This is a genomic window from Methylobacterium oryzisoli (assembly GCF_046557895.1).
GTDB classification, from domain to species: Bacteria; Pseudomonadota; Alphaproteobacteria; order Rhizobiales; family Beijerinckiaceae; genus Methylobacterium; species Methylobacterium oryzisoli.
The window spans coordinates 113,666-139,420 of sequence record NZ_JBKIBX010000007.1 but is presented as its reverse complement, the minus strand read 5'-3'; the positions used below and the strand labels follow the sequence as shown (position 1 = coordinate 139,420).

The window sequence follows — 25,755 nt, the reverse complement described above, 5'->3', positions numbered from 1 at the left end:
GCGTGACGGATCGGACGATCGGGCTCCCGGCCCGGGACAGGCACCCCTTGATGGCGCTCGCCGCGCAGTTCACGGCCTATCTGGGCGTCGGCCTCGTGGCGATGGTGGTGCATTACGGGACGCTGATCCTGCTGGTCGAGGTCGGCCGCCTCGATGCGGTCGCGTCCGCGGTGATCGGCTACGCCTGCGGCGGGGTGGTGTCCTATACCCTCAACCGCCGCCACACCTATGCCAGCGACCGGCCCCACGCGGAGGCGGTCTGGCGCTTCGCCCTGGTGGCCGGATTCGGCCTGTGCCTGACCGGCCTGCTGATGACGCTGCTGACGCGCTGGCTCGGCCTCCCCTACCTCGCCGCCCAGGTGCTCACGACCGGGCTCGTGCTGTTCTGGAATTTCTCGGCCAACCGGATGTGGACCTTCGCGGTGCGCCCCCCGGAGCAAGCGCGGGATCCCCTCTCCCGGATGGAAGAGGACGTGCTGCCCGTCCCCCACGCAAGGGAAAGGAGGCTGGGGCGACTTCCGTAGGCATCTGCAGAGAGCGCGGGGAACCCTTCTCCCGTGCGGGAGAAGGGCAGGGATGAGGGTCCCGGGAGGGTGCCGCAATTGGGCGCGGAGAGTGGTGAGGGGAGCGGGACGGCTCAGAAATCAATCTGGCCGGTGGTGCTGGTAGGGGCAGCGTCTAGTCTTCTTGCTGCCCCCTCCCGGGACCCTCACCCCTGCCCCTCTCCCGCACGGGAGAGGGGATGCTGCCCGCGCTTTGCTTTCAACTGCTGCATGTCGGGGCAGTGCGTCGTCTCAGCGCGGCCGGCCGATGATGGCGGGCGGCGGCGGGGTCGGCGCCATCGTCTCGCTGCGGCGGATCTCGCCGCGGATCTGGTTGGTCTCGAACCGGTTCTGCTGCTGGATGCTGCGCAGCTGATTCTGCTGCGTCATCGAGTCGTTGAGGCGGTCGACCCGGCGCTCGGCGCGGGTCTGGGCAAGGGCCGGGCCGGCCGCGAGAAGGGCCGCCAGGATCAGGAACGGTCGGGCACGCATGGGAACTACGTCTCCTACGGGGAGTCAGTCATGACTCGGTCATGACATGGGGACGCGCCGGCGAACCGGAAGGTTCCCGCCGGCCCTGCAACACCGCGTTGCACGATCGCGCGAGGGCCAACCCTCGACGCCGTTCGCGTTTTGGTCCAGTGAAGGACGCATGAGTCGCGATGTCGCCGGGGCCGAGGCGCCCTCCCCCACCTCGATCGCCGCCCGGGCCCGCGCGGCCGTCGTGCCGCAGGCCGCCGGCTATCTCGACGGGCTCAACCCCGAGCAGCGCCGCGCCGTCGAGGCGATCGAGGGGCCGGTGCTGGTGCTCGCCGGGGCCGGCACCGGCAAGACCCGGGTGCTCACCACCCGCATCGCCCATCTGATCGCGATCGGCCGCGCCCGGCCCTTCGACATCCTGGCCGTGACCTTCACCAACAAGGCCGCCCGCGAGATGAAGGAGCGCATCGGCGCCCTCATCGGTCCGGCCGGCGAGGGCATGCCCTGGCTCGGCACCTTCCACGCCATCGGCACCAAGATCCTGCGCCGCCACGCCGAGCTGGTGGGGCTCAAATCCGACTTCACCATCCTCGGCACCGACGACCAGCTGCGCCTGCTCAAGCAGGTGATCGAGGCGGCGAACATCGACGAGAAGCGCTGGCCGGCCCGGGGTCTCGCCCAGGCCATCGACGGCTGGAAGAACCGCGGGCTCTCGCCCGAGCAGGTGCCGGCGGGCGAGGCCGGGGCCTTCGGCTTCGGCAAGGGCGGGCCGCTCTACGCCGCCTACCAGGAGCGCCTGCGCACCCTCAATGCGGTGGATTTCGGCGACCTGCTGCTGCTGTGCCTGAAGCTGTGGCGCGAGAACCCGGACGTGCTGGCGAGCTACCAGGACCGCTTCCGCTACATTCTGGTGGACGAGTACCAGGACACCAACGTGGCCCAGTACCTCTGGCTGCGGCTGCTGGCGCAGGGGCGGCGCAACGTGGCCTGCGTGGGCGACGACGACCAGTCGATCTACGGCTGGCGCGGGGCCGAGGTCGACAACATCCTGCGCTTCGAGCACGACTTCCCGGGCGCAGTGGTGGTGCGGCTGGAGCGCAACTACCGCTCCACGGGCCACATCCTGGCTGCCGCCTCGACCCTCATCGCCCGCAATGAGGGCCGGCTCGGCAAGACCCTGCACACCGAGGCCGCGGCGGGCGAGCGCGTCACCGTGATGGGCGCCTGGGATTCGGAGGAGGAGGCGCGCCTGCTCTGCGAATCCATCGAGAGCATGCAGGCCAAGGGCGAGCCGCTGTCGCAGGTCGCCGTGCTGGTGCGCATCTCGGCCCAGATGCGTGAGATCGAGGACCGCCTGGTCCAGCTCGGCCTGCCCTACCGGGTGATCGGCGGTCCGCGCTTCTACGAGCGGGCCGAGATCCGCGACGCGCTGGGCTACCTGCGCCTCACCGCCAACCCGGCCGACGACCTCGCCTTCGAGCGGATCATCAACACGCCCAAGCGCGGCTTAGGGGACGCCACGCTCCAGGCCCTGCACGGGCACGCGCGGCGCCAGTCGGTGCCGCTGCTGCAGGCGGCCCGCCTGATCGTCGAGACCGAGGAGTTGAAGCCCAAGCCCCGCTCGACCCTGCGCGCCCTCGTGCAGTGCTTCGCGCGCTGGGCCAAGCTCTTGGAGAACCAGCCCCACGCCGAGGTGGCCCAGACCATCCTGGAGGAATCCGGCTACACCGAGATGTGGCAGAAGGAGCGCACCGCCGACGCCGCGGGCCGCCTGGAGAACCTCAAGGAGCTGGTGCGCTCGCTCGAGGAATTCCCCGACCTGCCGGCCTTCCTCGAACACATCTCGCTGGTGATGGATGCCAGCGAGGCCGAGGGCGGCGAGCGCGTGAGCCTGATGACGCTCCACGCCGCCAAGGGGCTCGAATTCGACACCGTTTTCCTGCCGGGCTGGGAGGACGGGCTGTTTCCCAACCAGCGCGCCATCGACGAGAGCGGCCGGGCCGGGCTGGAGGAGGAGCGGCGCCTCGCCCATGTGGGCATCACCCGCGCCCGCAAGCGCGCCAAGATCTCGTTCGCGGTCAACCGGCGCATCCACGGCCTGTGGTCCTCCACCATCCCGAGCCGGTTCATCGACGAGTTGCCCGAAAGCAGCGTCGAGGTGACCGAGGCGCCGGCCAACTTCTCCTACGGCGCCTCGCGCTTCGACCGGCAGCCGACCCCGTTCGGCTCCTCCTACGGCACACCCGGCTGGCAGCGCGCGCAGGCCAACACCGCCGGCCAGGATCGCTTCGGCAGCCAAGACCGCTTCGGCGGCAAGGATCGTTTCGGCGGCGCACGCCGGGGCGGGCCGCAGCAGATCGAGGGCACGCTCGTGGCCAAATCCACCGGCTCGCCCTCGTCCTTCGCGGTCGGTGCCCGGATCTTCCACACCAAATTCGGGCCAGGCTCGGTGGCCGCCGTCGACGGCAACAAGCTCACCGTTGACTTCGACAAGGCCGGCCGGAAAATGGTCCTCGACAGCTTCGTCCAGCCGGCCTGAGCCGGTTCGGAAAACCTTGTCCGAGGGGCGGATCGTCTGTCGTCCCGCCATGCGCGGGCGGAGGACAACGTGGCGGCGGCCCTGGACGGACCCCGGATCACCTCAGATCCCGTTTCCCGCGGCCGAGACCCCCGTTCCTGTGTGGTTCCCGCCACAGATCGCCGACATCACCGCGAGCGCCGGGATTTTCCGCACTGCAACGCGGCGCGGGAATTGCTGGTCAAGGCTGCGGGTCATACCCTAGGGGCAGACGCGAAGCGGACTTGTCCACCGCTTGCGTCGATCGGACGTGGAACCCGTCCGGCCCCGCGGACTTTGAGTCGCTGACATCGCACGAAGGAGATCGAGGGACACAAGAGGGCACACGATACAGCGGCACCGCAAGTCCAGTGGGAGTGTTGATCTATGAAGAGACGACGCGCACGACTTGAACTGGTAGAAGACCGCCCGATCCGGGTGCACCGCACCCGCTTCGAGGAGGAACGCAATCCGCCGCCGATCCAACCCATGACGGCCCGTCAGGCCGAATACCTCGAAGCCCTCGGTTCCCACGCGCAAGTCATCGTCCTCGGCCCCGCCGGCACCGGCAAGACCTACATCGCCGGGACCCGCGCCGCCGACCTGCTGCGCCAGCGCCGCATCGCCAAGGTGGTGATTACCCGGCCCAACGTGCCCTCCGGACGCTCGCTCGGCTACTTTCCCGGCACCCTCGAAGAGAAGATCGCGCCCTGGGTCGCTCCCCTCACGGAAGCGATGAAGGAGCGCATGGGCGCAGGTGCCTTCGACATCGCGCTCAAGGCCGGCGACATCGAGATCGTCCCCTTCGAGGTCATGCGGGGGCGCACCTTCAAGAACTGCCTCGTGATCCTCGACGAGGCCCAGAACACCACCCCGGCCGAGATCAAGATGTTCCTGACCCGCATCGGCGACGATTGCCAGGTCATCATCAACGGCGACGTCTCGCAGACCGACCTGCGCGAGACCTCGGGCCTGCGCACGGTGATCCACTTGGTCAAGAGCCGGCTGATGCCGATCCCGATCGTGGAGTTCGGGCTGGAGGACATCGTGCGCTCGGGCATCTGCGCCGAGTGGGTGCGCGCCTTCGAGGAGGCGCGCCTCTAAGGGCGCGCCCCGCCGCGAGCGATCCGGCGCGGCTCCGCGCCGGATTGCCAATCAATTCGACAGGTAGGCCTTGGCCTTCTCGAGGTCGGGCCGCGCCGTGTCGGCCTGGGCGGCGACCTGCACCAGCGCGCCGTAATGGGTGCGGGCCGCCTCGCCGTCGTTCATCCGCTCGGCCGCCTTCGCGGCCCCGGCGATGGCCCGGAACCGCCTCGGCTCGGTGACCTGCACGGCCTCGAACTCCCGCAGCGCCTCCGCCGGGCGGTCGACCTCCAGCAGCATCTCGGCCAGCAATTCCCGCGCCGGGGCGAGCGGGCCGGGCGTCACCACGTGCTTCTCCGTCCGCCCCTCGCGGTCGGCGGCCTCGCGCATCAGCGCCAGGGCGTCGTCGCGCCGGCCCTCCGCGAAGGCGGTCCAGGCCCGGGCGGAAAGGCGCTGCACCTCGACCTGCTCCTTCCAGTAGGCGTCCTTGTCGAGCGCGCCGACGAGCCGCGTGAGCGCCGCGACCTCCGCCGTGGCCTCCTCGGGCCGGCCCGACCGCGCGTGCCCGATCGCGCGGGCGTAGTGGGTGATCGCATCGACGAACGGGAAGGCGGTCGGGCGCAGATCGAGCCGCGCCGCCTCCTCCCAGGCGCCCCGCTCCAGGGCGAAGCGCGCGCTCATCGCGGCGAGCGCGAAGGGGCCGGCCGGGCGGATCATCCGCGTCCCGGCGAAGGAGTTGCGGTCGGCGATGATGCGGCGGGCCGCCTCGTCCTGCCCCATCTGGAGCTGGGCGTAGACCATGTAGTCGCTGGCGTGCAGGAGGTCGTCCGTCTCGGCCGCGATGCGCGCCTTCTCGGCCGAGCGGGCGTTGGTCTCCACCGATTGCGGCCAGTAGCCCACCCGCGTGAAGATGTGGGAGGGCATGTGCAGCGCGTGCGGCGCGTCCGGGGCGATCTCGGCGTAGCGCAGGGCCGCCTTCAATCCCCGCTGCGCCAGCGGCGGGAAGTCGTAGGTGTGCACGAGGTAGTGCACCACACCCGGATGGTCGGGCTGGCGCTGCCACTCGGCCTCAAGGATCTCGGCCGCCTTCAGGGGTTTGGCGTAGGTCTTGTCCGTGGGCGAGGCCGCCACGTTGAGCGCGAGCGCGTAGAAGATCCGCACCTCCGGGTCGTCCGGGAAGCGCGCGGCGAGCGACGCCATCGCCGCCTCGTAGGCGAGCACACGGGAGCGGTGATCCTTCGTGGCGTGATCCCGGTAGAACACCAGCAGGGCGTCGATGAAGCCGGCCTCGCGGTCGGTCGGGGCGCCGAGGCGCTGGGCCTCCTCCAGCGCGGCGAGGCCCTTCGCGAGGTTCTGCGGCGTCGGGGGCAGGAAGGGATTGTACAGGAGGCTGAGCGCCCTGCCCCACTGCGCCATGGCGCAGCCGGGATCGCGGGCCAGGACCTCCTGAAACTTCTTCTCCGAGGCCTGGTACCAGAAGGAGTGCTGCAGCTTCATCGCCTCGTCGAAGACCGCCTGCGCCTCCGGCCGGCACGAGACCGGAAAATGCACCGTGCCGAGCGCCTGATGGGCGTGGTGCCCATGGTCGTGGTCCGTCTGGGCTCGCGCCGGCAGCGACAGCAGCGCGAGCGCCGACACCGTCAGCGCCGCCCATCGCATCGACCGCGTGAGAGAAATCGACCGCATGGCTGCCTCCCCGTTCGGAATGGATACTGCCCGAGGTCGGACCGGATCATGCGAATCCGGCCGGCCCGCCGATCGGCGGGCGGCGAATGCTCATCCTGTGCTGCGGCTCTGTCAATGAAACCTGTGGTGCCGTGCACTCACAGCGCCTGCGCCATCGCGACGAACCCCGCCACCGGCACCTCCTCGGCCCGGGCCGTCTCGGGGATGCCGGCCGCGGCGAGCAGCCGGGTCGGGTCGGGCGTCGCGCCCTTGAGGCTCTGGCGCAGCATCTTGCGGCGCTGGCCGAAGGCCGCGCCGGTGACGGCCTCCAGCGCCCGCACGCGGCAGGGCGCGGGCGAGGGCCGGGGCTCGAGGCGCACCACGCTCGACGTCACCTTCGGCGGCGGCACGAAGGCCGAGGGCGGCACGTCGAACAGGATGCGCGCCTGCGTGCGCCAGCCGCACAGCACGCCCAGCCGGCCGTAATTGGCGCGGTCGCCCTCGTCCGCGACGATGCGCTCGGCCACCTCGCGCTGGAACATCAGGGTCAGCGACTCCCACCAGGGCGGCCACGCCTCGGCGGTGAGCCAGCCGGTGAGGAGCGCCGTGCCGACGTTGTAGGGCAGGTTCGCGACAATCCGGGCCGGCCCCTCCCCGATCAGCGGGCGCGGATCGAAGGCGAGCGCATCCGCCTCCACCACCTCCAGGCGGCCCGGATAGGCGGCGGCGATCTCGGCGAGCGCCGGCAGGGCGCGCGGGTCGCGCTCGACCGCGACGACCCGGGCCGCCCCCTCGGCCAGCAGCGCCCGGGTGAGGCCGCCCGGCCCCGGCCCCACCTCCACCACCGTCACGCCGTCGAGCGGACCGGCCGCCCGGGCGATGCGGCCGGTGAGGTTGAGGTCGAACAGGAAGTTCTGGCCGAGCGACTTGCGCGGCATCAGGTCGTGCGCGCGCACCACCTCCCGCAGCGGCGGCAGCCCGTCGGCGCTCATGGTCGCGTCAGCCGGCCGGCGAGCCGCAGGGCCGCGATCAGGCTGTCGGCCTTGGCGATCCCCTCGGCCGCGATGTCGAAGGCGGTGCCGTGGTCGGGCGAGGTGCGCAGGAAGGGCAGCCCGAGCGTGACGTTCACGCCCTCGTCGAAGGCGAGGGTCTTGATCGGGATCAGCGCTTGGTCGTGCGTCGGGGCGAGCGCCACGTCATACCCGGCCCGCGCCCGGGCGTGGAACAGCGTGTCGGCCGAGAGGGGGCCGCGTATGTCGATGCCCTCGTGGCGCAGCCGCGCCACCGCGGGTTCCAGCACATCCCGGTCCTCGGTGCCGATGCTGCCGGCCTCGCCCGCATGCGGGTTGAGGCCCGCCAGCACGAGGCGCGGCCGCGCGATCCGGAAGCGGGTGCGCAGGTCGCGGTCCACGATCCGGGCGGTCTCGACCACGAGGTCGGCGGTGAGGAGGTCGGGCACGGCGCGCAGCGGCACGTGGATCGTCACCGGCACGACGGCAAGCAGATCCGACCACAGCAGCATCACAGGGCGCGGCACGGCGCCGTCGGGACCTGCGGCGAGGGCGGCGAGGTATTCCGTGTGGCCGGGATGGCGGAAGCCCGCCGCGTAGAGGACGTGCTTGGCGATCGGGTTCGTGACCACGGCCGCGGCCCGCTCTTCTTGAACGAGGCGCACCGCCGCCTCGATCGACGCCAGGGTGGCAGGCGCGGTGGCGGGATCGGGTCGGCCGGGCTCGGCCTCCGCCGCCATCGGCAGCGGCACGACCGGGAGCGCCCGGGGGAACAATGCGGATGCGCCCTCGGGCGCGCAGGGCTCGATCGGCACCGCGAGGCCGAACCGCGCGGCCCGGCGCGCCAGCAGGTCCGGGTCGCCGATCAGGAAGAACGGCGCGAGCCCTGAGGCCTCGCGGGCCGCCCAGGCCTTGAGGGCGATCTCGGGGCCGATGCCGGCGGGATCGCCCAGCGTCAGGGCGAGGCATCTGGTCATCGGCACCTCCTGCGGCCGCTCGGGGCGGCCGTCAGCCGCGCGGGGCGGTCGTCACCGCACGGTGGCGATGCCGTCCGCGGTGGTGGTCGTGCTGAGGTTCTGGCGGAAGTTGGCCTCGCCGAGGGTCCGCAATTCGAGCCGCAGCAGGAAGGTCTGGTTGCGCTCGCGCAGGCCCGATGCGGTCTCGCGCGGCGACGAGATGTAGTTGAGCGAGACCGTGGTGCACTCGTCCCGGTAGCCGAAGCCGAGATTGGTGCCCGCCACGTAGAGCTTGTCGCGGTTGCCGCGGTCCGGCGGCAGGCCGACCGGGTTGAGGAGGTAGGCCTCCGCCCCGTTGGCGTAGAGGTCGCGCACTTCGAGGTAGCGCGACAGGTCGAGCAGCAGCGAGCCCGAGACGAACCAGTTCGGGGTGATGCTGTAGGTCGCCGAGGCCTGCACGCCCTCGCGCCGGAAGCTCTGGCCGAGTTCCGGGCGCGCGGCGTAGCGCGCGTAGATCACCGAGGTGTCGAGCGGCAGGAACGGCGACAGCTTGGCGAAGACGCCCGCCTCGAAGCGGTCGAGGGCGAAGGTCTTCTGGTCGAAGCGCGCCCGGGTGATGAAGCTGATGTTCTGGTTGGGCGAGACCTGCAGCCGGGAGACGAAGTCCGAGCGCTGCGTCTCCAGCCCGGAATCGCGCCCGACATTGGCGATGTCGCCGCGCCGGAACGAGTTCACGCCGGCGAGCGCGAAGGATTCGCCGAACATCGCGTTGACGTGGAAGCCCGTCCGGGTGGTGATGGCGTACTCGGCGCCGAGATTGGCGCGCACCCCACCCTCGACCCGGTCGTAGCCGGAGAATTTGTCCCACTGGAACAGGTTGGTGTCGTCGAAGACGAGGCTCTGGGCGTCCTCGTTCGGCAGGCGGCCGATATGGGTCTCGCTCGGGCGGGCGATCACCTGCGCCACCGGCGAGACCGTGTGGACGCCGAGCGCGCCGAAATCGGCCACGAAGGGGTAGCGGTATTCGAGCCCCACCGCCGGCATCACCCGGCCGGTGAAGTCCACGTCCGGCGAGAACAGGTTGGTGATCTCGCGGTTCTGGTAGGAGCGCGTGTTCGGGTCGACGTAGAACACGTCGGTGCGCAGATACGCGAAGGGCTGCCAGACCTGCCCGAACTCGTCCGTGAAGGTGCGCCGCCAGGAGACCTGGGCGGAGAGCCGGGTGTCGAGGCCGGCGAGCCCGCGCACGAGGCACTGCCCGCGCTCGAACACCGTGCAGGTCGGGTAGAGCGGGAAGGTGAAGCCGTTCGCGCTCGAACTGACGAGGTAGGAGCGGGTGCGCGGTATCTCTTGGTACTGCGTCGCCTCGCGGGTGAGGTTCTGGAAGTTCATCTGGAAGCGCACCTCGCCCCCGAGCGGGGCCGGGCCGTTGATGCGCTTGTCGTAGTCGACCACCGGGGCGACGATCGGCTGCTGCTTCTGCCAGTCGTAGGTGGACAGGCCCTTGAAGTAGTAGGCCCGGGCCTCGAACCAGGAGCGGTCCCCCTGCCCGATCAGGAAGGCGGTGGAGATCGCCTCGCGGAAGTAGTCCGTCGAGATGGTCTGATTGCGGATGCGGTAATTGTCGAGGAACCACTTGTCGGTGACGCCGACCACGTCCCAGCCCGCGCGCCAGCGCTCGCCGAGGTAGAAGTGGCCGCTCGATTCGATCGAGCCGCGGAAGTCGCGGTTGCCCGGGCCGAGCGGCCCCGGCAGGAAGGCGCTCGGCGTGGTCTGGAAGATGCCGCTGACGCGGATGTTGTAGAAGCCGTTGGCGAGCCGCTGGCGCCACTCCGCCTGCCCCAGCACGCCCTGGCGCGTCAGGAAGGTCGGCTCGACCGTGAGATCGTAATCGGGCGCGATGTTCCAGAAGAACGGCGTGCCGATGCCGTAGCCCAGCGCGTTCGACGACACGAAGTGGGGCGCGAGGAAGCCGGTCTCGCGCCGCACGGTCGGGTCGGGGGTGTAGAAGTAGGGCAGGTACGCGACCGGCACGCCCGCGATCTCGAGGGTCGAATCCTCGTAGTAGATCCGCCGCTGCGAGTTGTTGTGGATGATCCGGGCGGACTTCACCTGCCAGAGCGGCGGGCGCTCGGGGTCGGTCTTGCAGGGCTCGCAGGCCGTGTAGGTGCCGCGCTCGAAGGTGGTGGTCTCGCCCTCGATCCGCTCGGCGCGGGGGGCCGAGAAGCGCACGCGGGCGACGCGGTCGCGCTGCTCCACGGTCTGCTGCACGCGCAGGCTGTCGATGAAGCCGCTGCGGAAATCGTCCGTCAGCTCCATGCGGTCGCCGGTGACGACCGCGCCGGTCTCGTCGGTGAGCCGGACGTTGCCCTCGGCGAAGACGCGGCCGGTGTTGCGGTCGTACAGCACCTTGTCGGCCAGCAGCGTGCGCGGGCCGTAATGCAGCTCGGCATTGCCGACCGCCGAGACCGTGTTGCGGTCGTTGTCGTAGACGAGCTCGGCCGCCTCGACGAGGAGCCGATCGGCCGGCTTGCCGGTGGGCTTGCCCGTAGGCTTGGCGCCGGCATTGAGCCGGTCGCCGAGCGTGCCCTGCGCGCGCGCGGGCACGGCCGCCGTCAGGACGAGGGCGGGCAGCACCGTCAGGACACAGGCGGCCGTCCAGCGGACGGCCGTACGCACGACACGACCCATACCTGCACCCGTTGCCGTCGCGGCCTTGGACTGGAAGGCGGACATCAGCCGTCCTCCAGGTACAGAAGCGCGAGCGTACCGAGCAAACTCCCTACCACGGCCGGGAACCACGCCGCCACCGGGGCTGCCACCAGCCCGGAGGCGCCGAGGCTCTCCATCACCTGCCGCGCGACGTAGAGCACGAAGCCCGCGGTCACGCCGGCGAGCGCCATCGTTCCGATGCCACCAAACCGGAAGAACCTTAACGAAACGGAGGCCGCGACGAGCACCATGGCGAGAAAGAGCACCGGCCGGGCGGTGAGCACCGCCTGCTGCAGACGATAGCGCGTCGCGTCGAGTCCCGCCCGCTCGGTGCGCGCGATGATCTCGTCGAGTTGCCAGAATGGCACGGAATCCGGCGGGGTGAAGCGCTGGCGCACCTGCGAGGGGTCGAGCGTCGAGGCGATCAGGTAGGTATCGTAGGTCTCGGGCTGCTCGTCCTTGGCCAGGACGCGGGTGTCCTGCAATTCCCAGTAGCCGTCGTGCAGGACGGCGCGGCGCGCCTCGATCTGGCGCGTGAACACGCCCTCGTCGTCGAAGGCGAAGACCGTCACGCCCGCGAGCGTCGTGGTGCCCTCGATGGCGGTCTCGGCGCGCACGATCGCCTGCCCGTCGACGCTGCGCTGGCGGATCCACAGCTCCTTGCCCGAACTCGCCTTGTTCGAGCGCGCGAAGATCTTGGCCTCGATCTCGGTGGAGCGCTGCTTCAGCCCGGCTGCGACCGGGTTGTAGACCCCGACCGTGAAGGCCCCGATGCCGAGCGCCACGAGGAAGCCCGGCAGCAGGAACTGCCAGGCGGAGATCCCGGCCGCGCGCGCGACCACGAGTTCGAGCTTGCGGCTGAGCTGCAGCAGCGCCCCCATCGAGCCGAACAGGATCGCGAAGGGCATCACCTGCTCGGCCACCGAGGGGGTGCGGAAGAGCGCGAGCCGCGCCATCACGGCGGCGGTGGCGCCCTGCGTCTCGCCGGCCCGCCGCATCAGCTCCACGAAATCCAGGGTGTAGACGAGGGCGAAGACCGTCAGAAAAACGCCCGCGATCATGCGCAGGAAGCGTGCCGCGAAGTAGCGGCCGAGCGTGGCGCCGATCAGCATGGCGGCGCCCTCACCCGTGCCGCAGGCGCGGCCGGGGCAGGCCGGCGACCGTGCGGCGCATCAGCGCCGCGAGCCCCGCGTTGAACGCCCGCACCCGGTTGCCGTGGAACGCCACCACCACCGAGATCGCGATGGCGAGGAGCGGGGCGGCGTACATCGCGATCACGGCGCCGGCGCTGCGCACCGCGGCGCCCGAGGCCGCGAAGCCCACGATGCGCAACGCCACCACGGCCGCGATGGCCCCCGCGATGGCGAGCCCCCGCCCCTGCCGGGTGGTGCGCGGATCGCCGAGCGCCGCGAAGGCGATCAGCGCGAGCGCGAGGGGGTAGAGCCACGCCGTCAGCCGCTCGTGCAGCTCGGCCCGGAAGCGGCCCTTGGTGAGCTTGTAGTAGCCGTCGTTGGCGTTGGGGAACAGGAGCTGCGCCGTCGAGCGCTCGCGCGGCTTGTAGACCGTGTCAGTATCCGGCGGCGTGAAGGCCGCGAGGTCGACCGCGTAGCGCTCGAAGGTGATGATCGAGGAATCGCGGCTGTCGGGCTGCTGGCGGTGGACGCTGCCCTTCTCCAGGACGAGGTAGCTCTGGCCGTCGAGGTCGACGATCTGGCCGCGCTCGGCGAGGTAGACCACGGTGCGCCCGGCCTCGCGCCGGTCCTGCATGAAGATGCCGAGCAGCGAGCCGTTCCCGCCGCGCTCGCGGAAGTGGAAGGTGATACCGCTGTCGAGGCTGGTGAACTGCCCCTCGCGGACCACGTTGGCGATGAAGTCGCCCCGCACCCGGGTGAGCAGGTCGCGCAGCTCCTGGAAACTCGACGGCATCACCTGGATGGTCAGGAAGCCGACGCCGAGACTCACCATCAGGGCGAGCGTCAGGAAGGGCCGCATCAGGCGGCGCGGCGACAACCCGGCGGCGCTCATCACGATGAGCTCGGAATCGCCGTTGAGCCTGTTGAGCGCGTGCACCACGGCCATGAACAGGGCCACGGGCGCGATCACCGTGAGCAGCGCGGGCAGCGACAGGCCGGTGATCAGCAGGAAGATCAGCAGCGTCTGGCCCTTGGCGGTGATCAGGTCGAGCTCGCGCAGCGCCTGCGTGACCCAGATCACGCCGGTGAGGCCGACGAGGCAGGACAGGAAGGCGCCGAGGGCGATCCGGAAGATGTATCGCTCGATCTGCTTCATCGGCTCTCGCGGTCGGGCCCCCTTCCGCTCAGGCACCGGTTAGGCCTCCGGCCGCGGCGGCACAAGCGGCTGCGACGCCGCAACCCGGGGAGGGACCGCCCGCGGGTTGCGATTTCCGTCATGCTGCGCGCTTGCGGCCACATCCGGGCGGCCAATCCCGCGCCGGCGGCCAGGCCCGCGCAGGCACCCGCCCCCGGCTGCGGCGCCCCCGTCGCGTTGCGTTTCCGGGCGCCCGCCCGCTACACAGGGCACCTCACGGCGCCGGCGGACCGGCCCTTGCAGCACGGATTGAAAGCAGCGTCATGGCGGACGGCATCAGCATCGCGTTCGAGCCCCTCGAATCGGCGAAGGCGCAGGATCCGGGCGACCTCGTCCTGTTCGTCGGCGAGGACCTCGCCCTCTCGGGGCGGGCCGCGGGGATCGCGGGCGGCGCGGCGGCCGACCTCGTCACGCGGGCGGCCGGCGTCGAGCGCTTCAAGGGCAAGGCGAACGCCGCCTTCACGGTGACGGCCCCGTCCGGCCTCGCGGCCGAGCGGCTCATCGTGGTCGGCATCGGCCCCGAGAAGGACAAGGGCAAGCTCGACTGGGCGACGCTCGGGGGCGTCACCGCCGGCAAGCTCAACGGCCGGCGCGCCACCGTGGTGCTGGACCTGCCCACGGGCGCCCCGACCCCCGAGGAGGCGGCGGAGTTCTCCCTCGGCCTGCGCCTGCGCGGCTACAAGTTCGACCGCTACAAGAGCAAGAAGGCCGAGGGCGAGGAGACCGGCGCCACCAAGATCACGGTGCTCACCGCCGAATCCGGCGGGATGAAGAAGCCCCTGCGCGCCGCCGAGGCGGTGGCCGAGGGCGTGATCACCGCCCGCGAACTCGTCAACGAGCCGCCGAACGTCCTCGACCCGGAGGAATTCGCCCGCCGTACCGAGGCGCTGGAAAAGCTCGGCGTGTCGGTGGAGATCCTCGACGAGAAGGCGATGCGCAAGCTCGGCATGCGCGCGCTGCTGGCGGTCGCCCAGGGCTCCGCCAAGGAGGCGCGGGTCGTCATCATGCGCTGGAACGGCGGCGAGGACCCGAACGAGGCCCCGATCGCCTTCGTGGGCAAGGGCGTGTGCTTCGATTCCGGCGGCATCTCCATCAAGGGGAGCGGCGGCATGGAGGACATGAAGGGCGACATGGCGGGCGCCGCCTGCGTGGTCGGCCTGATGCAGGCGCTGGCGCAGCGCAAGGCCCGGGTCAACGCGCTCGGCGCCATCGGCATCGTCGAGAACATGCCGGACGGCAAGGCGCAGCGCCCGGGCGACATCGTCACCTCGCTCTCCGGCCAGACGATCGAGATCATCAACACCGACGCGGAGGGGCGGCTCGTCCTCGCCGACGTGCTCTGGCACGTGCAGCAGGAGTACAAGCCGAAGTTCATGATCGACCTCGCGACGCTGACCGGCGCCGTGATGGTGGCGCTCGGCCAGGAATTCGCCGGGATGTTCGCCACCAGCGACGAATTGGCCGAGCGGCTGACCGCGGCCGGCGAGGCCACCGGCGAGAAGGTCTGGCGCATGCCGCTCTCGCCCGGCTTCGACAAGCTGATCGATTCGAAGTTCGCCGACATGAAGAACACCGGCGGGCGCCACGGCGGCTCGGCGACGGCGGCGCAGTTCATCAAGCGCTTCGTCAACGACGTGCCCTGGGTGCATCTCGACATCGCGGGCGTGGGCATGAACGCGCCGTCGAGCGAGATCAGCCGCTCCTGGGGCTCGGGCTGGGGCGTGCGCCTGCTCGACCGGATGGTCCGCGACCACTACGAGAAGTAGCATCGAGGAGCCCGCACGGCGCGGGTCTCAGCCCGCGCAAGGCGGGCCGCAGGCCCTCATCCGCGCGGGAAATCGCCCCAGGGCCGTTCCGCCCGGTCTCGCGGTCCGGCATCATGGGCGCCGCCGAACCGGCGACCGCTTCGCGGGATGACGCTGAGGAGCCCGGCCGTGCCGCAGGAATCGCTTTGGTGGCGCTGGGAGCGGGGTGCCGGCCTCGGCCCGACCGCCACCGCGCCCCGCCTCCGCCTCGCCGCCCCGGCGGGTCCCCGGCCGGCGGTGCCGGCGCGCCGCCTGGCGGCGGCGTTCCTGCCCCTCGCCGCCGCGCTCGCGGCGCTCGGCCTCGCAGGTGCGGCGGGCCTCGATCAGGCGCGGGTCGAGGCCGTGGGCCTGGGCGGGTGGTTCTACGGGTTCTTCCTCGACTTGTATCCGCTCTACGCCTTCGCGCTGGTCTACGGCCTCGCCCGGGTGATCGCGGTCACCGTCGAGGCGATGGACCGGCCGGTGCCGCTGCGGCTCGTCGGCGCGGGGATCGGTCTGGCGGCCCTGCTGGCGCTCTCGCTCCACCCGACCTTCGGCGGCCTCGTGCTGCGCGGCGGCTTCATGGTCGGCGGCATGACCTTCCTCAACGGGGCGCCGATGCCGCTGGCGCGGGCACTGGGGGCGCTCGCGGCGGCGCTCGTCTTCGCGCTGCCGCTCGGGCTCGCGGGTCTCGTCGGCGGGCGCCGCCTCAAGCCGGGCTGGCTCGGGCGCGGGCTCCTGCGCCTCGCGGCCCTGTGGTGGGCGCTCGGCCTCCTGGGGCTCGGGCGCGCCGTCGTTGCGGGCTGGCCCGCCCGCCCGCTGACCGGCCCCGAGATGCTCGCGGCGGCGGGGCTGCTCGCGGCGGCCTTCCTGCCCCACGCGCTCCTGGCCGCGCTCCCGCCGCGACGGGCCGCCCGAGCATCTTGACGCGACGAGGGAAACCCCGTTCCAGGGTCTTCACCGATCATGCGAACGGGCGAGGCCGGAGCGGCATCCGGCTGCGGTTCGAATCAACAGAAGGCGCCGCCATAAGGCTGCCGACGGAGGGAATGCTTCATGGGTGACGCAGCGAACGTGACGTCCGTCCACGCTCCGGAAAAGCCCTGGCTGTCGCGCTATCCGGCGGGCGTTCCGGCAGAGATCGACGCCGACCGGCTCGGCACGCTCGCCGACCTCTTCAACGACGGCATGGCCCGCTTCGCCGACCGGCCGGCCGTGACCTGCTTCGGCGCGTCGCTCACCTACGCGCAGGTGAAGGAGGGCGCCGTGGCGGTGGCGGCGTGGCTCCAGAGCCGGGGCATCGCCAAGGGCGACCGGGTCGCCATCATGCTGCCCAACGTCCCGGCCTACCCGTTCGCGCTGTTCGGCGCCCTGATCGCGGGGGCGACCGTGGTCAACGTCAACCCGCTCTACACGGCCCGCGAGCTGACCCACCAGCTCAGCGATGCGGGGGCCCGCATCCTGATCGTGCTGGAGAACTTCGCCGGGACGGTGGCGCAGGCCCTGCCCGCGCTGCCGGGGCTGGACACGGTGGCGGTGGTGGGGGCGGGCGACGGGCTCGGCCTGCGCGGCACCCTGATCACGCTCGCCGCGCGCCACCTCAAGAAGGCGGTGCCGCCCTACGACCTCCCCCCGGCCCGGACCACCACCTTCAAGGCGGTCCTGGCGGCCGGACGCAAGGCCGCCTTCGTGCCGCCCGCGATCGGGCCGGGCGACCTCGCCTTCCTGCAATACACCGGCGGCACCACCGGCGTGTCGAAGGGCGCGATGCTCACCCACCGCAACGTGATGGCCAACCTGGAGCAGAGCCGCGTCTGGTTCGGCATGCGCGACGACGAGGGACCGGGCCGCGTCATGGTCACGGCGCTGCCGCTCTATCACATCTACGGGCTGACCTGCTGCTTCTTCTTCATGGTGCGGCTCGGCGCCTGCTGCCTGTTCGTGCCCAACCCGCGCGACATCCCGGGCTTCGTGAAGCTCCTGCGCACCAACCGCTTCACCAACATGTCGGGCGTCAACACGCTGTTCAACGCGCTCCTCAACCACCCCGACATCGGCAAGGTCGACTGGTCGGCCCTCGAATACGTCAATGCCGGCGGCATGGCCGTGCAGGCGGTGGTGGCCCAGCGCTGGAAGGCGCTCACCGGCAGGCCGATCATCGAGGGATACGGCCTGTCCGAGACGGCGCCGGTGGTCTCCATCAACCCGCGCACGCTCGGCGAATGGTCCGGCACCATCGGCTACCCGGTCCCCTCGACGGAGATCTCGGTGCGCGACGCCTCCGGGACCGAGGTCGGGATCGACGTGCCGGGCGAGCTCTGCGTGCGCGGCCCGCAGGTGATGCCGGGCTACTGGAAGCGCCCGGAGGAGACCGCCCGCGCCATGACCCCGGACGGGTTCTTCCGCACTGGCGACGTGGCCGTGCTCCAGGCGGACGGGCAGATCCGGCTCGTCGACCGGATGAAGGACATGATCCTGGTCTCGGGCTTCAACGTCTATCCCAACGAGGTCGAGGACGTGCTGGCGACCCATCCGGGGGTGCTGGAGGTGGCGGTGGTGGGCCGGCCCCACGCGGAGACCGGCGAGGCGGTGGTGGCCCACGTGGTGCGCCGCGACCCCGACCTCACGCCCGAGGCCCTGCGCGCCTTCGCCCGCCAGAGCCTCACCGGCTACAAGGTCCCGCGCGAGGTGGTCTTCCACGACACCCTGCCCAAGAGCAACGTCGGCAAGGTGCTGCGGCGGGAGTTGCGGGACGCGAACGCCTGAGCGGATCGGCGCCGAGCCGGTGCGCTCAGATCGGCCGCACCTCCCCGGGCCGGAGCTTGAGGCGGGTGGTCAGCCGGTCCGAGAGCGTGCCGGACAACTCGACGGACGCCTCCGCGGTCGCGACGGCGCGCACGGCCTCCAGGGCGCGCGCGGCATCGGACGCCATCGCGACGTAGACTTGGAGACCGACCGGAGCCGCCCCGTTGTCCGGCGCCGAGACCGCGACCGTGAAGGCGGTCTGCTTCTGCTTCTTCGAGGCCATGGGTGGTCTATGACATGGGCGGCGGGCGCTGTCGTCCGGCGAACGCATCGCGCCCGCGAACGGGCAATGCCCGGATCGCGCGAGGGTTCGCGAGACTCTAAAGCGCTCTCCGCCGAAGTGGACGCCGGTTCGGCGTGAGAGAGCGCGGGAATTCAAGATCCGAGAGCCTCATCCGATCGCCACGCGATCGGATGAGGCTCTCGGTGTGTAACCGCGGGCCGCCCCTCGCCGAACCGTGATTTGCGGGCGGGCGGCAGCCCTCCCATCTGCCGTCCGTGACGGCGCGTGCGGGCGGCAAGGAGGAAATCGACATGCAGATCAGGATCAGGCGGAGCTGGGAGATCCCGGAGAGCATGGCGACGCCCGAATCGGTCTTCCTCGACCGGCGGGCCTTCATCGGCGGCGCGGCCGGGCTCGCGGCGGCCTCCCTGGCGGGGGGCCCTGCCCTGGCGGCCGTGCCCGGCAGCGGCACCGGCGCGGTGGCGACCGCCGACCTCTACCCGGCCAAGCGCAGCGAGGCCTACGCGCTCGACCGCCCGCTGACCGACGAGCGCTACAGCGCCACCTACAACAACTTCTACGAGTACGGCACCGACAAGACGGTGACGCCGGCCTCCAACGCCCTCAAGGTGCAGCCCTGGACCATCAAGGTCGACGGCCTGGTCGAGAAACCGTTCGAGATCGGCTTCGAGGACCTCGTGCGCAAGATGCCGCTCGAAGAGCGGCTCTACCGCCACCGCTGCGTCGAGGCGTGGTCGATGGCCGTGCCCTGGACCGGCTTCCCGCTCGCCGCCCTGGTGGCGCTGGCCAAGCCGAAGTCGGACGCGAAGTACGTCCAGATGCAGACCTTCCTCGACAAGGCGATGGCGCCCGGCCAGCGGGCCTTCTTCTATCCCTGGCCCTACACCGAGGGGCTGACGCTGGCGGAGGCCGGCAACGACCTCGCCTTCCTGGCCACGGGGGTCTACGGCAAGCCGCTCCTCAACCAGTTCGGAGCCCCCTTACGGCTCGCCGTGCCGTGGAAGTACGGCTTCAAGTCCGTCAAGTCGATCAACCGGATCACCTTCACGGCCGAGCGGCCCAAGACCTTCTGGGAGGGCCTGCAGGCCTCCGAGTACGGCTTCTGGGCGAACGTCAACCCGGCGGTGGCGCATCCGCGCTGGAGCCAGGCCACCGAGCGGGTGCTCGGCACCGACCAGCGGGTGCCGACCCTGATCTACAACGGCTACGGCGAGCAGGTCGCCGGCCTCTACAAGGGGCTGGAGAAGGAGCGGCTGTTCGCCTGACAAGGAAAAGGCCGGGATCCTTGCGGAACCCGGCTTCAGGAAGGGAAGGGTGGGAGCCGGCCGGAGGGACCGGCCCCGTCCAGAGGAGTCCGACCGGTCGACGTCCAGGACCGGCCGCGCCCATCATCTCCCGCGAGGGGCCGTTTGCAACCCTCGGTTTCGGCATGCGTGCGCTCGCGCCAACGCATGGAACGCGCGGCGCCCTCCTGGCCGAGGGCTTGGCCGGGCGTTCAGTAGGTCCAGCGCTGCGCCTTGGCGACGAGGAAGTCCCGGAACGCCTGCACGCGCGCGACCGAGCGCATCTCCTCGGCGTAGACGAGGTAGCTCTCGAGATTCGGCATCTCCACGTCCCGCAGCACCTGCTGCAGGTTCGGGTTCCCGTTGGCGGCGTAGTCGGGGAGGATGCCGATGCCGGCGCCGGTCTCCACCGCCACCTGCAGGGCCGAGATGTTGTTGACCGTGAAATGCACGACGCGCGGCTCCCGCCCCTCCCGGCCAGCGGTCGAGAGCCAGTGCGTCGCCATCAGGTAGGAGGGCTGGTCGCCGCCGAACGAGACGATGCGGTGCTTGTCGAGATCCTCGATGGACTTGGGCTCGCCGAATCGCTTGATGTACTCGGCCGAGGCGAAGACGTGGTAGTGCACGGTGAACAGCCGGCGCTGGATCAGGTCCGGCTGGGCCGGGCGGCGCAGGCGGATCGCCACGTCGGCCTCGCGCATGGCGAGATCGAGCTCCTCATTGGTGAGGATCAGCTCGATGCGCACCTCCGGGTGCAGGTCGAGGAATTCCGAGACGCGCTGCGACAGCCACGCGGTCCCCAGGCCCACGGTGGTCGTCACCTTGAGGTCGCCGGAGGGCCGCTCGCTCGTCTCGACGAGGCGCGCGCGGGTGGTCTCCAGGCGCATCTTCATGTCGCGCGCGGCGCGGAAGAGCAGGTCGCCCTGCTCGGTCAGGATCAGCCCGCGGGCGTGCCGGTGAAACAGCGGCGCCTTCAGCTCGCGTTCGAGCGCGCTGATCTGCCGGCTCACCGCCGACTGGCTCAGGCCGATGTCGTCGCCCGCCTTGGTGAAGCTTCCCGCCTCGGCGACATTGAGGAAGATCCGGATCTTGTCCCAGTCCACGGCCGTCATCCCCGCGCCAGAGATCCGGCCGGCGGGCAGCGGCTGGCGGCTCTCGCGTACGCTCACTGAATCGGGCCGCGAGGCGGGGCGGGACCCCGCTCCGTCTCGGCCGGTCCCGCCTGCTGCCCCTATTCGGCGGCGGCCTGGCGCGGCGTCTCGCCGATGGCCAGGTTCGCCAGGTATTTTTCCGCTTCCAGCGCGGCCATGCAGCCCATGCCGGCCGCCGTGATCGCCTGCCGGTAGACGTCGTCCGTGACGTCGCCGGCCGCGAACACGCCGGGAATCTCGGTGGCCGCGGTGCCGGGCGCCACCGTGAGGTAGCCGCCCGCCCGCATCGGCAACTGCCCCTCGAAGAGGCCGGTCGCCGGCTGGTGGCCGATGGCGATGAAGACGCCGTCCGCCGCCCGCTCGCTCACCGCCCCGGTGCGCACGTCCTTCAGGCGCAGATGCGTGACCGAGGGCGCCGGGCTCTCGCGCCCGCAGATCTCCTCGACGGTGTGGTTCCAGACCACCTCGACGTTCGGGTGGCGGAAGAGGCGCTCCTGCAGGATGCGCTCGGCCCGGAAGCCGTCGCGGCGGTGCACCACCGTCACCTTGCGGGCGAGGTTGGCGAGGTAGAGCGCTTCCTCGACCGCGGTGTTGCCGCCGCCGACCACCACCACGTCCTTGCCCCGGAAGAAGAAGCCGTCGCAGGTGGCGCAGGCCGAGACGCCGAAGCCCTGGAACTTCGCCTCCGAGGGCAGGCCCAGCCACTTCGCCTGGGCGCCGGTGGCGATGATGAGCGCGTCGCAGGTGTAGACCGCGCCGGAATCCGCCTCCAGGCGGAACGGCCGCTGCTTGAGGTCGACCTTCGCGATGTATTCCGAGACGATGCGCGTGCCGACATGCTCGGCCTGGAGGCGCATCTGCTCCATCAGCCAGGGACCCTGGATCGCCTCGGCGAAGCCCGGATAATTCTCGACGTCGGTGGTGATCATCAGCTGCCCGCCCGGCTGGAAGCCGGAGATCAGCAGCGGCTCGACCATCGCGCGGGCGGCGTAGATCGCGGCGGTGTAGCCCGCCGGGCCGGAACCGATGATGATGAGCTTCTCGTGCGTGGTGGACATCAGGGTCTCCGGGGCTACCGCTCCGATCCGGCCTCAGGGGCCGGGGGAACGGGCGCGCGCATCGCGGTGCCTCGCATAGGCGACCGCGACAGCCTCAGCGATCGCGGGGGTGAAATCTAAGGGTCGATACGGTAAGCCTACAAGCCGCCCGGTGAACGCATGCACAGCTCCGTACTGCCGGAGTGCGGCAAAGACCGGGCGTAGCCTGATATAGGTATCCTCCAATTCGAACACGAGCACCGGGGCGCCGGTGGCGACCGCTTCTCCCAGCATGTTGGTGCTGTCGGAGGTGACGACGATCGCATCCGCGAGGGCGAGCAGACCGAGATAGGGGTTCTCGCCCGACCCGTCCCAGAGGAAGGCGCCCCGCCGCGCGGCCAGCGCCGCGAGGGCCCGGCGCAGGAAGGGCGGCGTGCGGCGGGAGGCGGTGATCATCAGGCTCGCCTCGTCGGCGAGCCGGTCGAGGGCGGCGAGCAGCCGCTCCGCCTCAGGCGGCCGCACCCGCCCGTGGCGGCTGTCGCCGCCGACCAGCACCGCGGCCCGCGGCCCGCGCAGTCCCGCGAGGCGCGGATCGGGCATCGCCCGGGCGGCGGCGAGGCGCCCGGGCGAGACGCCGTGGGGCGCCAGCAGCGTGGTCAGCACGGTCGGCCCGCGCAGGCGGTCGTGCTCGGGCACCCAGACGAGGTCGGCCACGCCCGCGCCGATCCGCGGATCCTTGAGACAGACCGTGAAGGTCGTCCCCCCGGACAGGCGCCGCAGCGCGCGGAGATAGGGCACGGCCCGCCGCCCGGTGGCCAGCGCGAGGTCGGGCCAGGGCGGGGCGAGCGGGCTGCCGGGCCGGGACGGCCCCTCCCGGGGGTCGACCGGCCCGCGCGGGGCGAGCCACGCGAAGGGCGGACGCGGCGCCACCCGGCGCTCCTCGGGGCCGAGGCCGAGCGCGGCGGCGAGCCCGCGGCAGGGGGCGAGGTCGCCGGCCTTGCCGTCGGTGAGGATCCAGGCGCGGGTGCCGGGCGGCAGGGAGGTCACGTTTCCCTGTCGGGGGCGCCCCCCGCCCTGTCAAGCGGCCGGGACCGCCAGCCGGCCCGCGGCTTGTCTCCGGTCCGGCGGGCCTGTAGGGACCCGGGAGCCTCACCGGGACCGCGCGCCGCCTTGCCTGTTCGCCTCGACGCCATCGACTGGGCGATCCTCCGTGAGCTGCAGGGCGACGGCAACATCACGAACGTGGAACTCGCCCGCCGGGTCGGCCTCTCGGCCCCGCCCTGCCTGCGCCGGGTGCGCGCGCTCGAGGAGGCCGGCATCATCCGCGGCTACCGGGCGCTGCTCGACCCCAAGCTCCTCGGCTACGAGGTGATCTGCTTCGCGATGGTGCAGCTCGGCGCGCAGGGGCAGGCGGAGATCGCCGCCTTCGCCGACCGGATGCGGACGTGGCCGGCGGTGCGGGAATGCTGGACGCTCTCCGGCGAGACGGATTTTTTGCTCAAATGCGTGGCCGCGAACCTGCCGGCCTTCCAGCGCCTCGTGAGCGACCTCACCGGCCTGCCGAACGTGCGCAGCGTGCGCACGGCGCTCGCCCTCGATCAGGTCAAGGACGCGCCGGCCGTGCCGCTGTCCGAAGGATAGAGCGGGCGGCAAGCACAGGGGCCAGTCGACGCACCGGTTCCGGCCGCTTCACTTCCACGGCGGCTGCTTTCATGCCTATCCTGTGGCGGTGCCGAAGCAGAGTGCCGGAGTGTTGGGTCGGATCGAGCGTCTCATGACCGAGCCGCGGCCCGGTCGCCGGCGCCGCTCCCCGTGCCGCGATCGTCGCGTGTCCGCCTGCCGCCGGCCCGGAGGGTTGCGCATGCCACAGCCACTGTCCTCCGTCGTCATCCTGGGTGCGAGCGTGAGCGGGCTCCTCGCCGCACGGATCCTCAGCCGCCACGCCGACCGCGTCACGCTGGTCGAACGCGACCGCCTCTCCGGCGAGGCCGGCGCGCGCAAGGGCGTGCCGCAGGGCGGCCACGCCCACGGCCTCCTGGCGAACGGCTACCGCATCATCGAGGGGTACTTCCCCGGGATCATGGACGAGCTGGAGGCGCGCGGCGCGACGCGCGGCGACATGGTCGACGACTTCCTGTGGTTCCAGTACGGGCGCTGGAAGCTGCGCCACCGCTCGGGCCTGCGCGGCATCCTCTTGAGCCGACCCTGCCTGGAGGCCGCCGTGCGCCAGCGCGTCCTGGCGCTGCCGAATCTCGACGTGGTCGCAGCGGACGGGCTCGGCCCGGTGCTGGACGAGGCAGGGGGCCGCGTGGTCGGCCTGCGCATCAGGCGCCCCGGGGCGGCGCCGGAGGTTCTCGACGCCGACCTCGTGGTGGATGCGAGCGGGCGCGGCTCGCAGACGCCGGCATGGCTGGAGGAGCACGGGTTCGGCCGGCCCGACGAGGATGCGGTGCGGGTCGATGTGGGCTACGCGACACGCCTGTTCGCGCGGCGCAAGGGCGAGCTGTACGACGCCTTCGGGGCGATCATCGCCGGCACGCCGCCGGCCGACAGGCGCTTCGGCTGCGCCATGGCCATCGAGGGCGATCGATGGATGATCACGCTGAGCGGCATCGCGGGCGATCATCCGCCGGCCGACGTGGGCGGCTGGACGGATTTCGCCCGGAGCCTCGCGGTCCCGGCGCTGCACGACCTCGTGACCGCGGCCGAGCCGCTGAGTGGCGTCGAGACCTGCCGCTTCCCGGCCAACCGGCGCCGCCGCTACGACCGCATGCGGCGGTTCCCCGGCGGGTTCTTGGTCGTGGGCGACGCAGTGTGCAGCTTCAACCCGATCTACGGACAAGGCATGACGGTGGCGGCGAGCGAGGCGGAGGCGCTCGACGCGGCGCTCGCCGAAGGCCTCGACGGCCTCCACGTGCGGCTCTCCGCGAGGGCGCGCCGGATCATCGACATCCCATGGTCGATCGCGACGGGCGAGGACCTGCGCTATCCCGAGGTCGTGGGCCGCCGTCCGCCGGGCAACGGCCTGTTGGAGCGCTACCTGGAGCGCGTGCACGCCACGGCGGCCGCCGATCCGGTGGTGTGCCGACGCTTCTTCGACGTCCTCAATCTCCTGGCCCCGCCGGCCGCGCTCCTGGCGCCCGCCATCGCGTGGCGGGTGCTCGGACGGCGCGCGCCGCCCGGCCCGGGCTCGCCGCGCCCTGCCGCGGCCGCCGCATGAGGGCGGGCGACCCTCTCGCGCCCGCCGGCGATGCCGAGCGCGCGCCCGTGACCCTCGACGCCGTGACGGTCGCGGGGCTGCGCACGGTCCTGCGCCGGAGCGGACCGGCGCGGGACGAAGCCGCCTTCGTGTTCGTGCACGGCAATCCCGGCTCGTCCGAGGACTGGACGGCGCTGCTCGGGGCGGTGGGCCGGGTCGGGCGCGCCGTGGCCTTCGACATGCCGGGCTTCGGCCGCTCCGACAAGCCGGACGACTTCCCCTACACGGTCGAGGGCTACGCCCGGCATCTCGCCGGCCTGCTCGATCACCTCGGCATCGCACGGGCGCATCTGGTGCTGCACGATTTCGGTGGCCCCTGGGGGCTCGCCTGGGCCGCCGCGCACCCGGAGCGCTGGGCGAGCGCCATCCTCATCAACACCGGCGTGCTCACCGGCTACCGCTGGCACTACATGGCGCGGATCTGGCGCACGCCGCTCCTCGGCGAATTGTTCATGGCGACGACGACCCGCGCCGGGTTCCGGCTGTTGCTGAAGCACGGCAACAAGCGGGGGCTGCCCGGTGCCTTCGTGGAGCGGATGTTCGACGAGTTCGACCGCGACACGCGCCGCGCCGTCCTGCGGCTCTACCGGGCCACCGATCCGGCGGCCGGCGCCGGGCCGTTGGCCGCGGGATTGCGCACGCATCCGCGGCCGGTGCGGGTGATCTGGGGCGCCCGCGATCCCTACCTGCCGCTGCGCTTCGCCCACCAGCAGCGCGAGGTGTTCTCCGGCGCCGACATCCATGTCTTGGACAAGAGCGGCCATTTCCCGTTCGCCGACGACCCGGACCGGGTCGAGGCCCTGGTGATGGAGTTCGCGGCGCGGGTCACCCGGCCCGCGTGAGCCGAAACGCGAAGCGG

General features: G+C 71.6%; 21 protein-coding genes. 10 read left to right on the top strand and 11 right to left on the bottom strand.

Translation table 11 applies throughout. From position 1 onward, the window contains the following. Positions 1–2 precede the first annotated feature (2 nt). On the top strand, positions 3–524 hold the full coding sequence (locus ACKUB9_RS09440) for a GtrA family protein (RefSeq protein ID WP_407521083.1): 522 nt from the start codon (positions 3–5) through the stop codon (positions 522–524). Positions 525–794: 270 nt separating this feature from the next. Here the strand turns inward: ACKUB9_RS09440 and ACKUB9_RS09435 are convergent, their stop codons facing one another. Beyond that, the gene (locus ACKUB9_RS09435) at positions 795–1,034 is read right to left on the bottom strand and encodes a hypothetical protein (RefSeq protein ID WP_407521081.1); all 240 of its coding nucleotides are present in this window, start codon (positions 1,032–1,034) and stop codon (positions 795–797) included. 160 nt (positions 1,035–1,194) lie between these two features. Here ACKUB9_RS09435 and ACKUB9_RS09430 point away from each other — a divergent pair, with 160 nt between their 5' ends. Together ACKUB9_RS09430 and ACKUB9_RS09425 are read left to right on the top strand one after the other, a co-directional pair. Then, the gene (locus tag ACKUB9_RS09430; RefSeq protein ID WP_407521079.1) at positions 1,195–3,561 is read left to right on the top strand and encodes an ATP-dependent helicase; all 2,367 of its coding nucleotides are present in this window, start codon (positions 1,195–1,197) and stop codon (positions 3,559–3,561) included. Between the two features lie 405 nt (positions 3,562–3,966). Then, entirely contained in the window at positions 3,967–4,683 is a 717-nt protein-coding gene (locus ACKUB9_RS09425) for a PhoH family protein (protein ID WP_407521077.1), read from the top strand. 51 nt (positions 4,684–4,734) lie between these two features. Here ACKUB9_RS09425 and ACKUB9_RS09420 read toward each other — a convergent pair whose 3' ends face one another. The 6 genes from ACKUB9_RS09420 to lptF form a co-directional block, all read right to left on the bottom strand. After that, positions 4,735–6,348, bottom strand: a complete 1,614-nt coding sequence (locus tag ACKUB9_RS09420; RefSeq protein WP_407521075.1) for a tetratricopeptide repeat protein — start codon at positions 6,346–6,348, stop codon at positions 4,735–4,737. A 137-nt stretch (positions 6,349–6,485) separates the two neighbouring features. Then, positions 6,486–7,319, bottom strand: coding sequence for a 16S rRNA (adenine(1518)-N(6)/adenine(1519)-N(6))-dimethyltransferase RsmA (gene rsmA, locus ACKUB9_RS09415; RefSeq protein ID WP_407521073.1), 834 nt, complete (start codon positions 7,317–7,319; stop codon positions 6,486–6,488). Beyond that, a complete protein-coding gene (gene pdxA, locus ACKUB9_RS09410) occupies positions 7,316–8,314 on the bottom strand; it encodes a 4-hydroxythreonine-4-phosphate dehydrogenase PdxA (protein WP_407521071.1) in 999 nt (332 codons plus the stop codon). The genes rsmA and pdxA overlap by 4 nt, the downstream gene beginning before the upstream one ends. A 51-nt stretch (positions 8,315–8,365) precedes the next feature. Continuing rightward, complete coding sequence (locus tag ACKUB9_RS09405) at positions 8,366–10,984, bottom strand: LPS-assembly protein LptD (RefSeq protein WP_407521242.1); 2,619 nt, start codon at positions 10,982–10,984, stop codon at positions 8,366–8,368. Positions 10,985–11,028: 44 nt separating this feature from the next. Continuing rightward, positions 11,029–12,117 (bottom strand): LPS export ABC transporter permease LptG, encoded by a 1,089-nt coding sequence (gene lptG, locus ACKUB9_RS09400; RefSeq protein WP_407521069.1) that lies wholly within the window; start codon positions 12,115–12,117, stop codon positions 11,029–11,031. Positions 12,118–12,127: 10 nt separating this feature from the next. Next, complete coding sequence (lptF, locus tag ACKUB9_RS09395) at positions 12,128–13,294, bottom strand: LPS export ABC transporter permease LptF (RefSeq protein ID WP_407521067.1); 1,167 nt, start codon at positions 13,292–13,294, stop codon at positions 12,128–12,130. A 302-nt stretch (positions 13,295–13,596) separates the two neighbouring features. Between lptF and ACKUB9_RS09390 the strand changes: the two genes are divergently transcribed. From ACKUB9_RS09390 to ACKUB9_RS09380, 3 genes are all read left to right on the top strand, one after another. Beyond that, positions 13,597–15,099 carry a leucyl aminopeptidase gene (locus ACKUB9_RS09390; protein WP_407521065.1) on the top strand — a complete coding sequence of 501 codons (1,503 nt, stop codon included), beginning with the start codon at positions 13,597–13,599 and terminating at the stop codon, positions 15,097–15,099. Between the two features lie 168 nt (positions 15,100–15,267). Beyond that, a complete protein-coding gene (locus ACKUB9_RS09385) occupies positions 15,268–16,044 on the top strand; it encodes a hypothetical protein (protein WP_407521063.1) in 777 nt (258 codons plus the stop codon). A 129-nt stretch (positions 16,045–16,173) separates the two neighbouring features. After that, on the top strand, positions 16,174–17,883 hold the full coding sequence (locus ACKUB9_RS09380; protein ID WP_407521061.1) for an AMP-binding protein: 1,710 nt from the start codon (positions 16,174–16,176) through the stop codon (positions 17,881–17,883). Positions 17,884–17,908: 25 nt separating this feature from the next. Here the strand turns inward: ACKUB9_RS09380 and ACKUB9_RS09375 are convergent, their stop codons facing one another. Beyond that, positions 17,909–18,145 carry a hypothetical protein gene (locus ACKUB9_RS09375; RefSeq protein WP_407521059.1) on the bottom strand — a complete coding sequence of 79 codons (237 nt, stop codon included), beginning with the start codon at positions 18,143–18,145 and terminating at the stop codon, positions 17,909–17,911. A 311-nt stretch (positions 18,146–18,456) separates the two neighbouring features. Between ACKUB9_RS09375 and msrP the strand changes: the two genes are divergently transcribed. Further along, positions 18,457–19,431, top strand: a complete 975-nt coding sequence (gene msrP, locus ACKUB9_RS09370) for a protein-methionine-sulfoxide reductase catalytic subunit MsrP (protein ID WP_407521057.1) — start codon at positions 18,457–18,459, stop codon at positions 19,429–19,431. A gap of 230 nt (positions 19,432–19,661) precedes the next feature. Here the strand turns inward: msrP and ACKUB9_RS09365 are convergent, their stop codons facing one another. The 3 genes from ACKUB9_RS09365 to ACKUB9_RS09355 form a co-directional block, all read right to left on the bottom strand. Continuing rightward, the gene (locus ACKUB9_RS09365; protein ID WP_407521054.1) at positions 19,662–20,552 is read right to left on the bottom strand and encodes a LysR family transcriptional regulator; all 891 of its coding nucleotides are present in this window, start codon (positions 20,550–20,552) and stop codon (positions 19,662–19,664) included. Between the two features lie 128 nt (positions 20,553–20,680). Next, positions 20,681–21,658: a thioredoxin-disulfide reductase gene (gene trxB, locus ACKUB9_RS09360; RefSeq protein ID WP_407521052.1), complete on the bottom strand. Its 978-nt coding sequence runs from the start codon at positions 21,656–21,658 to the stop codon at positions 20,681–20,683. A 33-nt stretch (positions 21,659–21,691) separates the two neighbouring features. Further along, entirely contained in the window at positions 21,692–22,684 is a 993-nt protein-coding gene (locus ACKUB9_RS09355; RefSeq protein WP_407521050.1) for a mitochondrial fission ELM1 family protein, read from the bottom strand. A gap of 123 nt (positions 22,685–22,807) precedes the next feature. On the opposite strand from ACKUB9_RS09355, the gene ACKUB9_RS09350 reads away from it, so the two are divergent. The 3 genes from ACKUB9_RS09350 (at position 22,808) to ACKUB9_RS09340 (ending at position 25,738) form a co-directional block, all read left to right on the top strand. After that, complete coding sequence (locus tag ACKUB9_RS09350) at positions 22,808–23,278, top strand: Lrp/AsnC family transcriptional regulator (RefSeq protein WP_407521048.1); 471 nt, start codon at positions 22,808–22,810, stop codon at positions 23,276–23,278. A 220-nt stretch (positions 23,279–23,498) separates the two neighbouring features. Continuing rightward, entirely contained in the window at positions 23,499–24,857 is a 1,359-nt protein-coding gene (locus tag ACKUB9_RS09345) for an FAD-dependent oxidoreductase (RefSeq protein ID WP_407521046.1), read from the top strand. Positions 24,858–24,904: 47 nt separating this feature from the next. Next, positions 24,905–25,738, top strand: a complete 834-nt coding sequence (locus ACKUB9_RS09340; protein ID WP_407521044.1) for an alpha/beta fold hydrolase — start codon at positions 24,905–24,907, stop codon at positions 25,736–25,738. Positions 25,739–25,755 lie beyond the last annotated feature (17 nt).

What these genes read in the sequence shown, in the direction of transcription:
- ACKUB9_RS09405 (WP_407521242.1), bottom strand. Translation starts at nt 10,984, where the DNA reads ATGGGTCGTGTCGTGCGTACGGCCGTCCGCTGGACGGCCGCCTGTGTC.
- lptF (WP_407521067.1), bottom strand. Translation starts at nt 13,294, where the DNA reads ATGAAGCAGATCGAGCGATACATCTTCCGGATCGCCCTCGGCGCCTTC.
- ACKUB9_RS09390 (WP_407521065.1), top strand. Translation starts at nt 13,597, where the DNA reads ATGGCGGACGGCATCAGCATCGCGTTCGAGCCCCTCGAATCGGCGAAG.
- ACKUB9_RS09375 (WP_407521059.1), bottom strand. Translation starts at nt 18,145, where the DNA reads ATGGCCTCGAAGAAGCAGAAGCAGACCGCCTTCACGGTCGCGGTCTCG.
- ACKUB9_RS09425 (WP_407521077.1), top strand. Translation starts at nt 3,967, where the DNA reads ATGAAGAGACGACGCGCACGACTTGAACTGGTAGAAGACCGCCCGATC.
- rsmA (WP_407521073.1), bottom strand. Translation starts at nt 7,319, where the DNA reads ATGAGCGCCGACGGGCTGCCGCCGCTGCGGGAGGTGGTGCGCGCGCAC.
- ACKUB9_RS09380 (WP_407521061.1), top strand. Translation starts at nt 16,174, where the DNA reads ATGGGTGACGCAGCGAACGTGACGTCCGTCCACGCTCCGGAAAAGCCC.
- msrP (WP_407521057.1), top strand. Translation starts at nt 18,457, where the DNA reads ATGCAGATCAGGATCAGGCGGAGCTGGGAGATCCCGGAGAGCATGGCG.
- trxB (WP_407521052.1), bottom strand. Translation starts at nt 21,658, where the DNA reads ATGTCCACCACGCACGAGAAGCTCATCATCATCGGTTCCGGCCCGGCG.
- lptG (WP_407521069.1), bottom strand. Translation starts at nt 12,117, where the DNA reads ATGCTGATCGGCGCCACGCTCGGCCGCTACTTCGCGGCACGCTTCCTG.
- ACKUB9_RS09345 (WP_407521046.1), top strand. Translation starts at nt 23,499, where the DNA reads ATGCCACAGCCACTGTCCTCCGTCGTCATCCTGGGTGCGAGCGTGAGC.
- pdxA (WP_407521071.1), bottom strand. Translation starts at nt 8,314, where the DNA reads ATGACCAGATGCCTCGCCCTGACGCTGGGCGATCCCGCCGGCATCGGC.
- ACKUB9_RS09420 (WP_407521075.1), bottom strand. Translation starts at nt 6,348, where the DNA reads ATGCGGTCGATTTCTCTCACGCGGTCGATGCGATGGGCGGCGCTGACG.
- ACKUB9_RS09435 (WP_407521081.1), bottom strand. Translation starts at nt 1,034, where the DNA reads ATGCGTGCCCGACCGTTCCTGATCCTGGCGGCCCTTCTCGCGGCCGGC.
- ACKUB9_RS09430 (WP_407521079.1), top strand. Translation starts at nt 1,195, where the DNA reads ATGAGTCGCGATGTCGCCGGGGCCGAGGCGCCCTCCCCCACCTCGATC.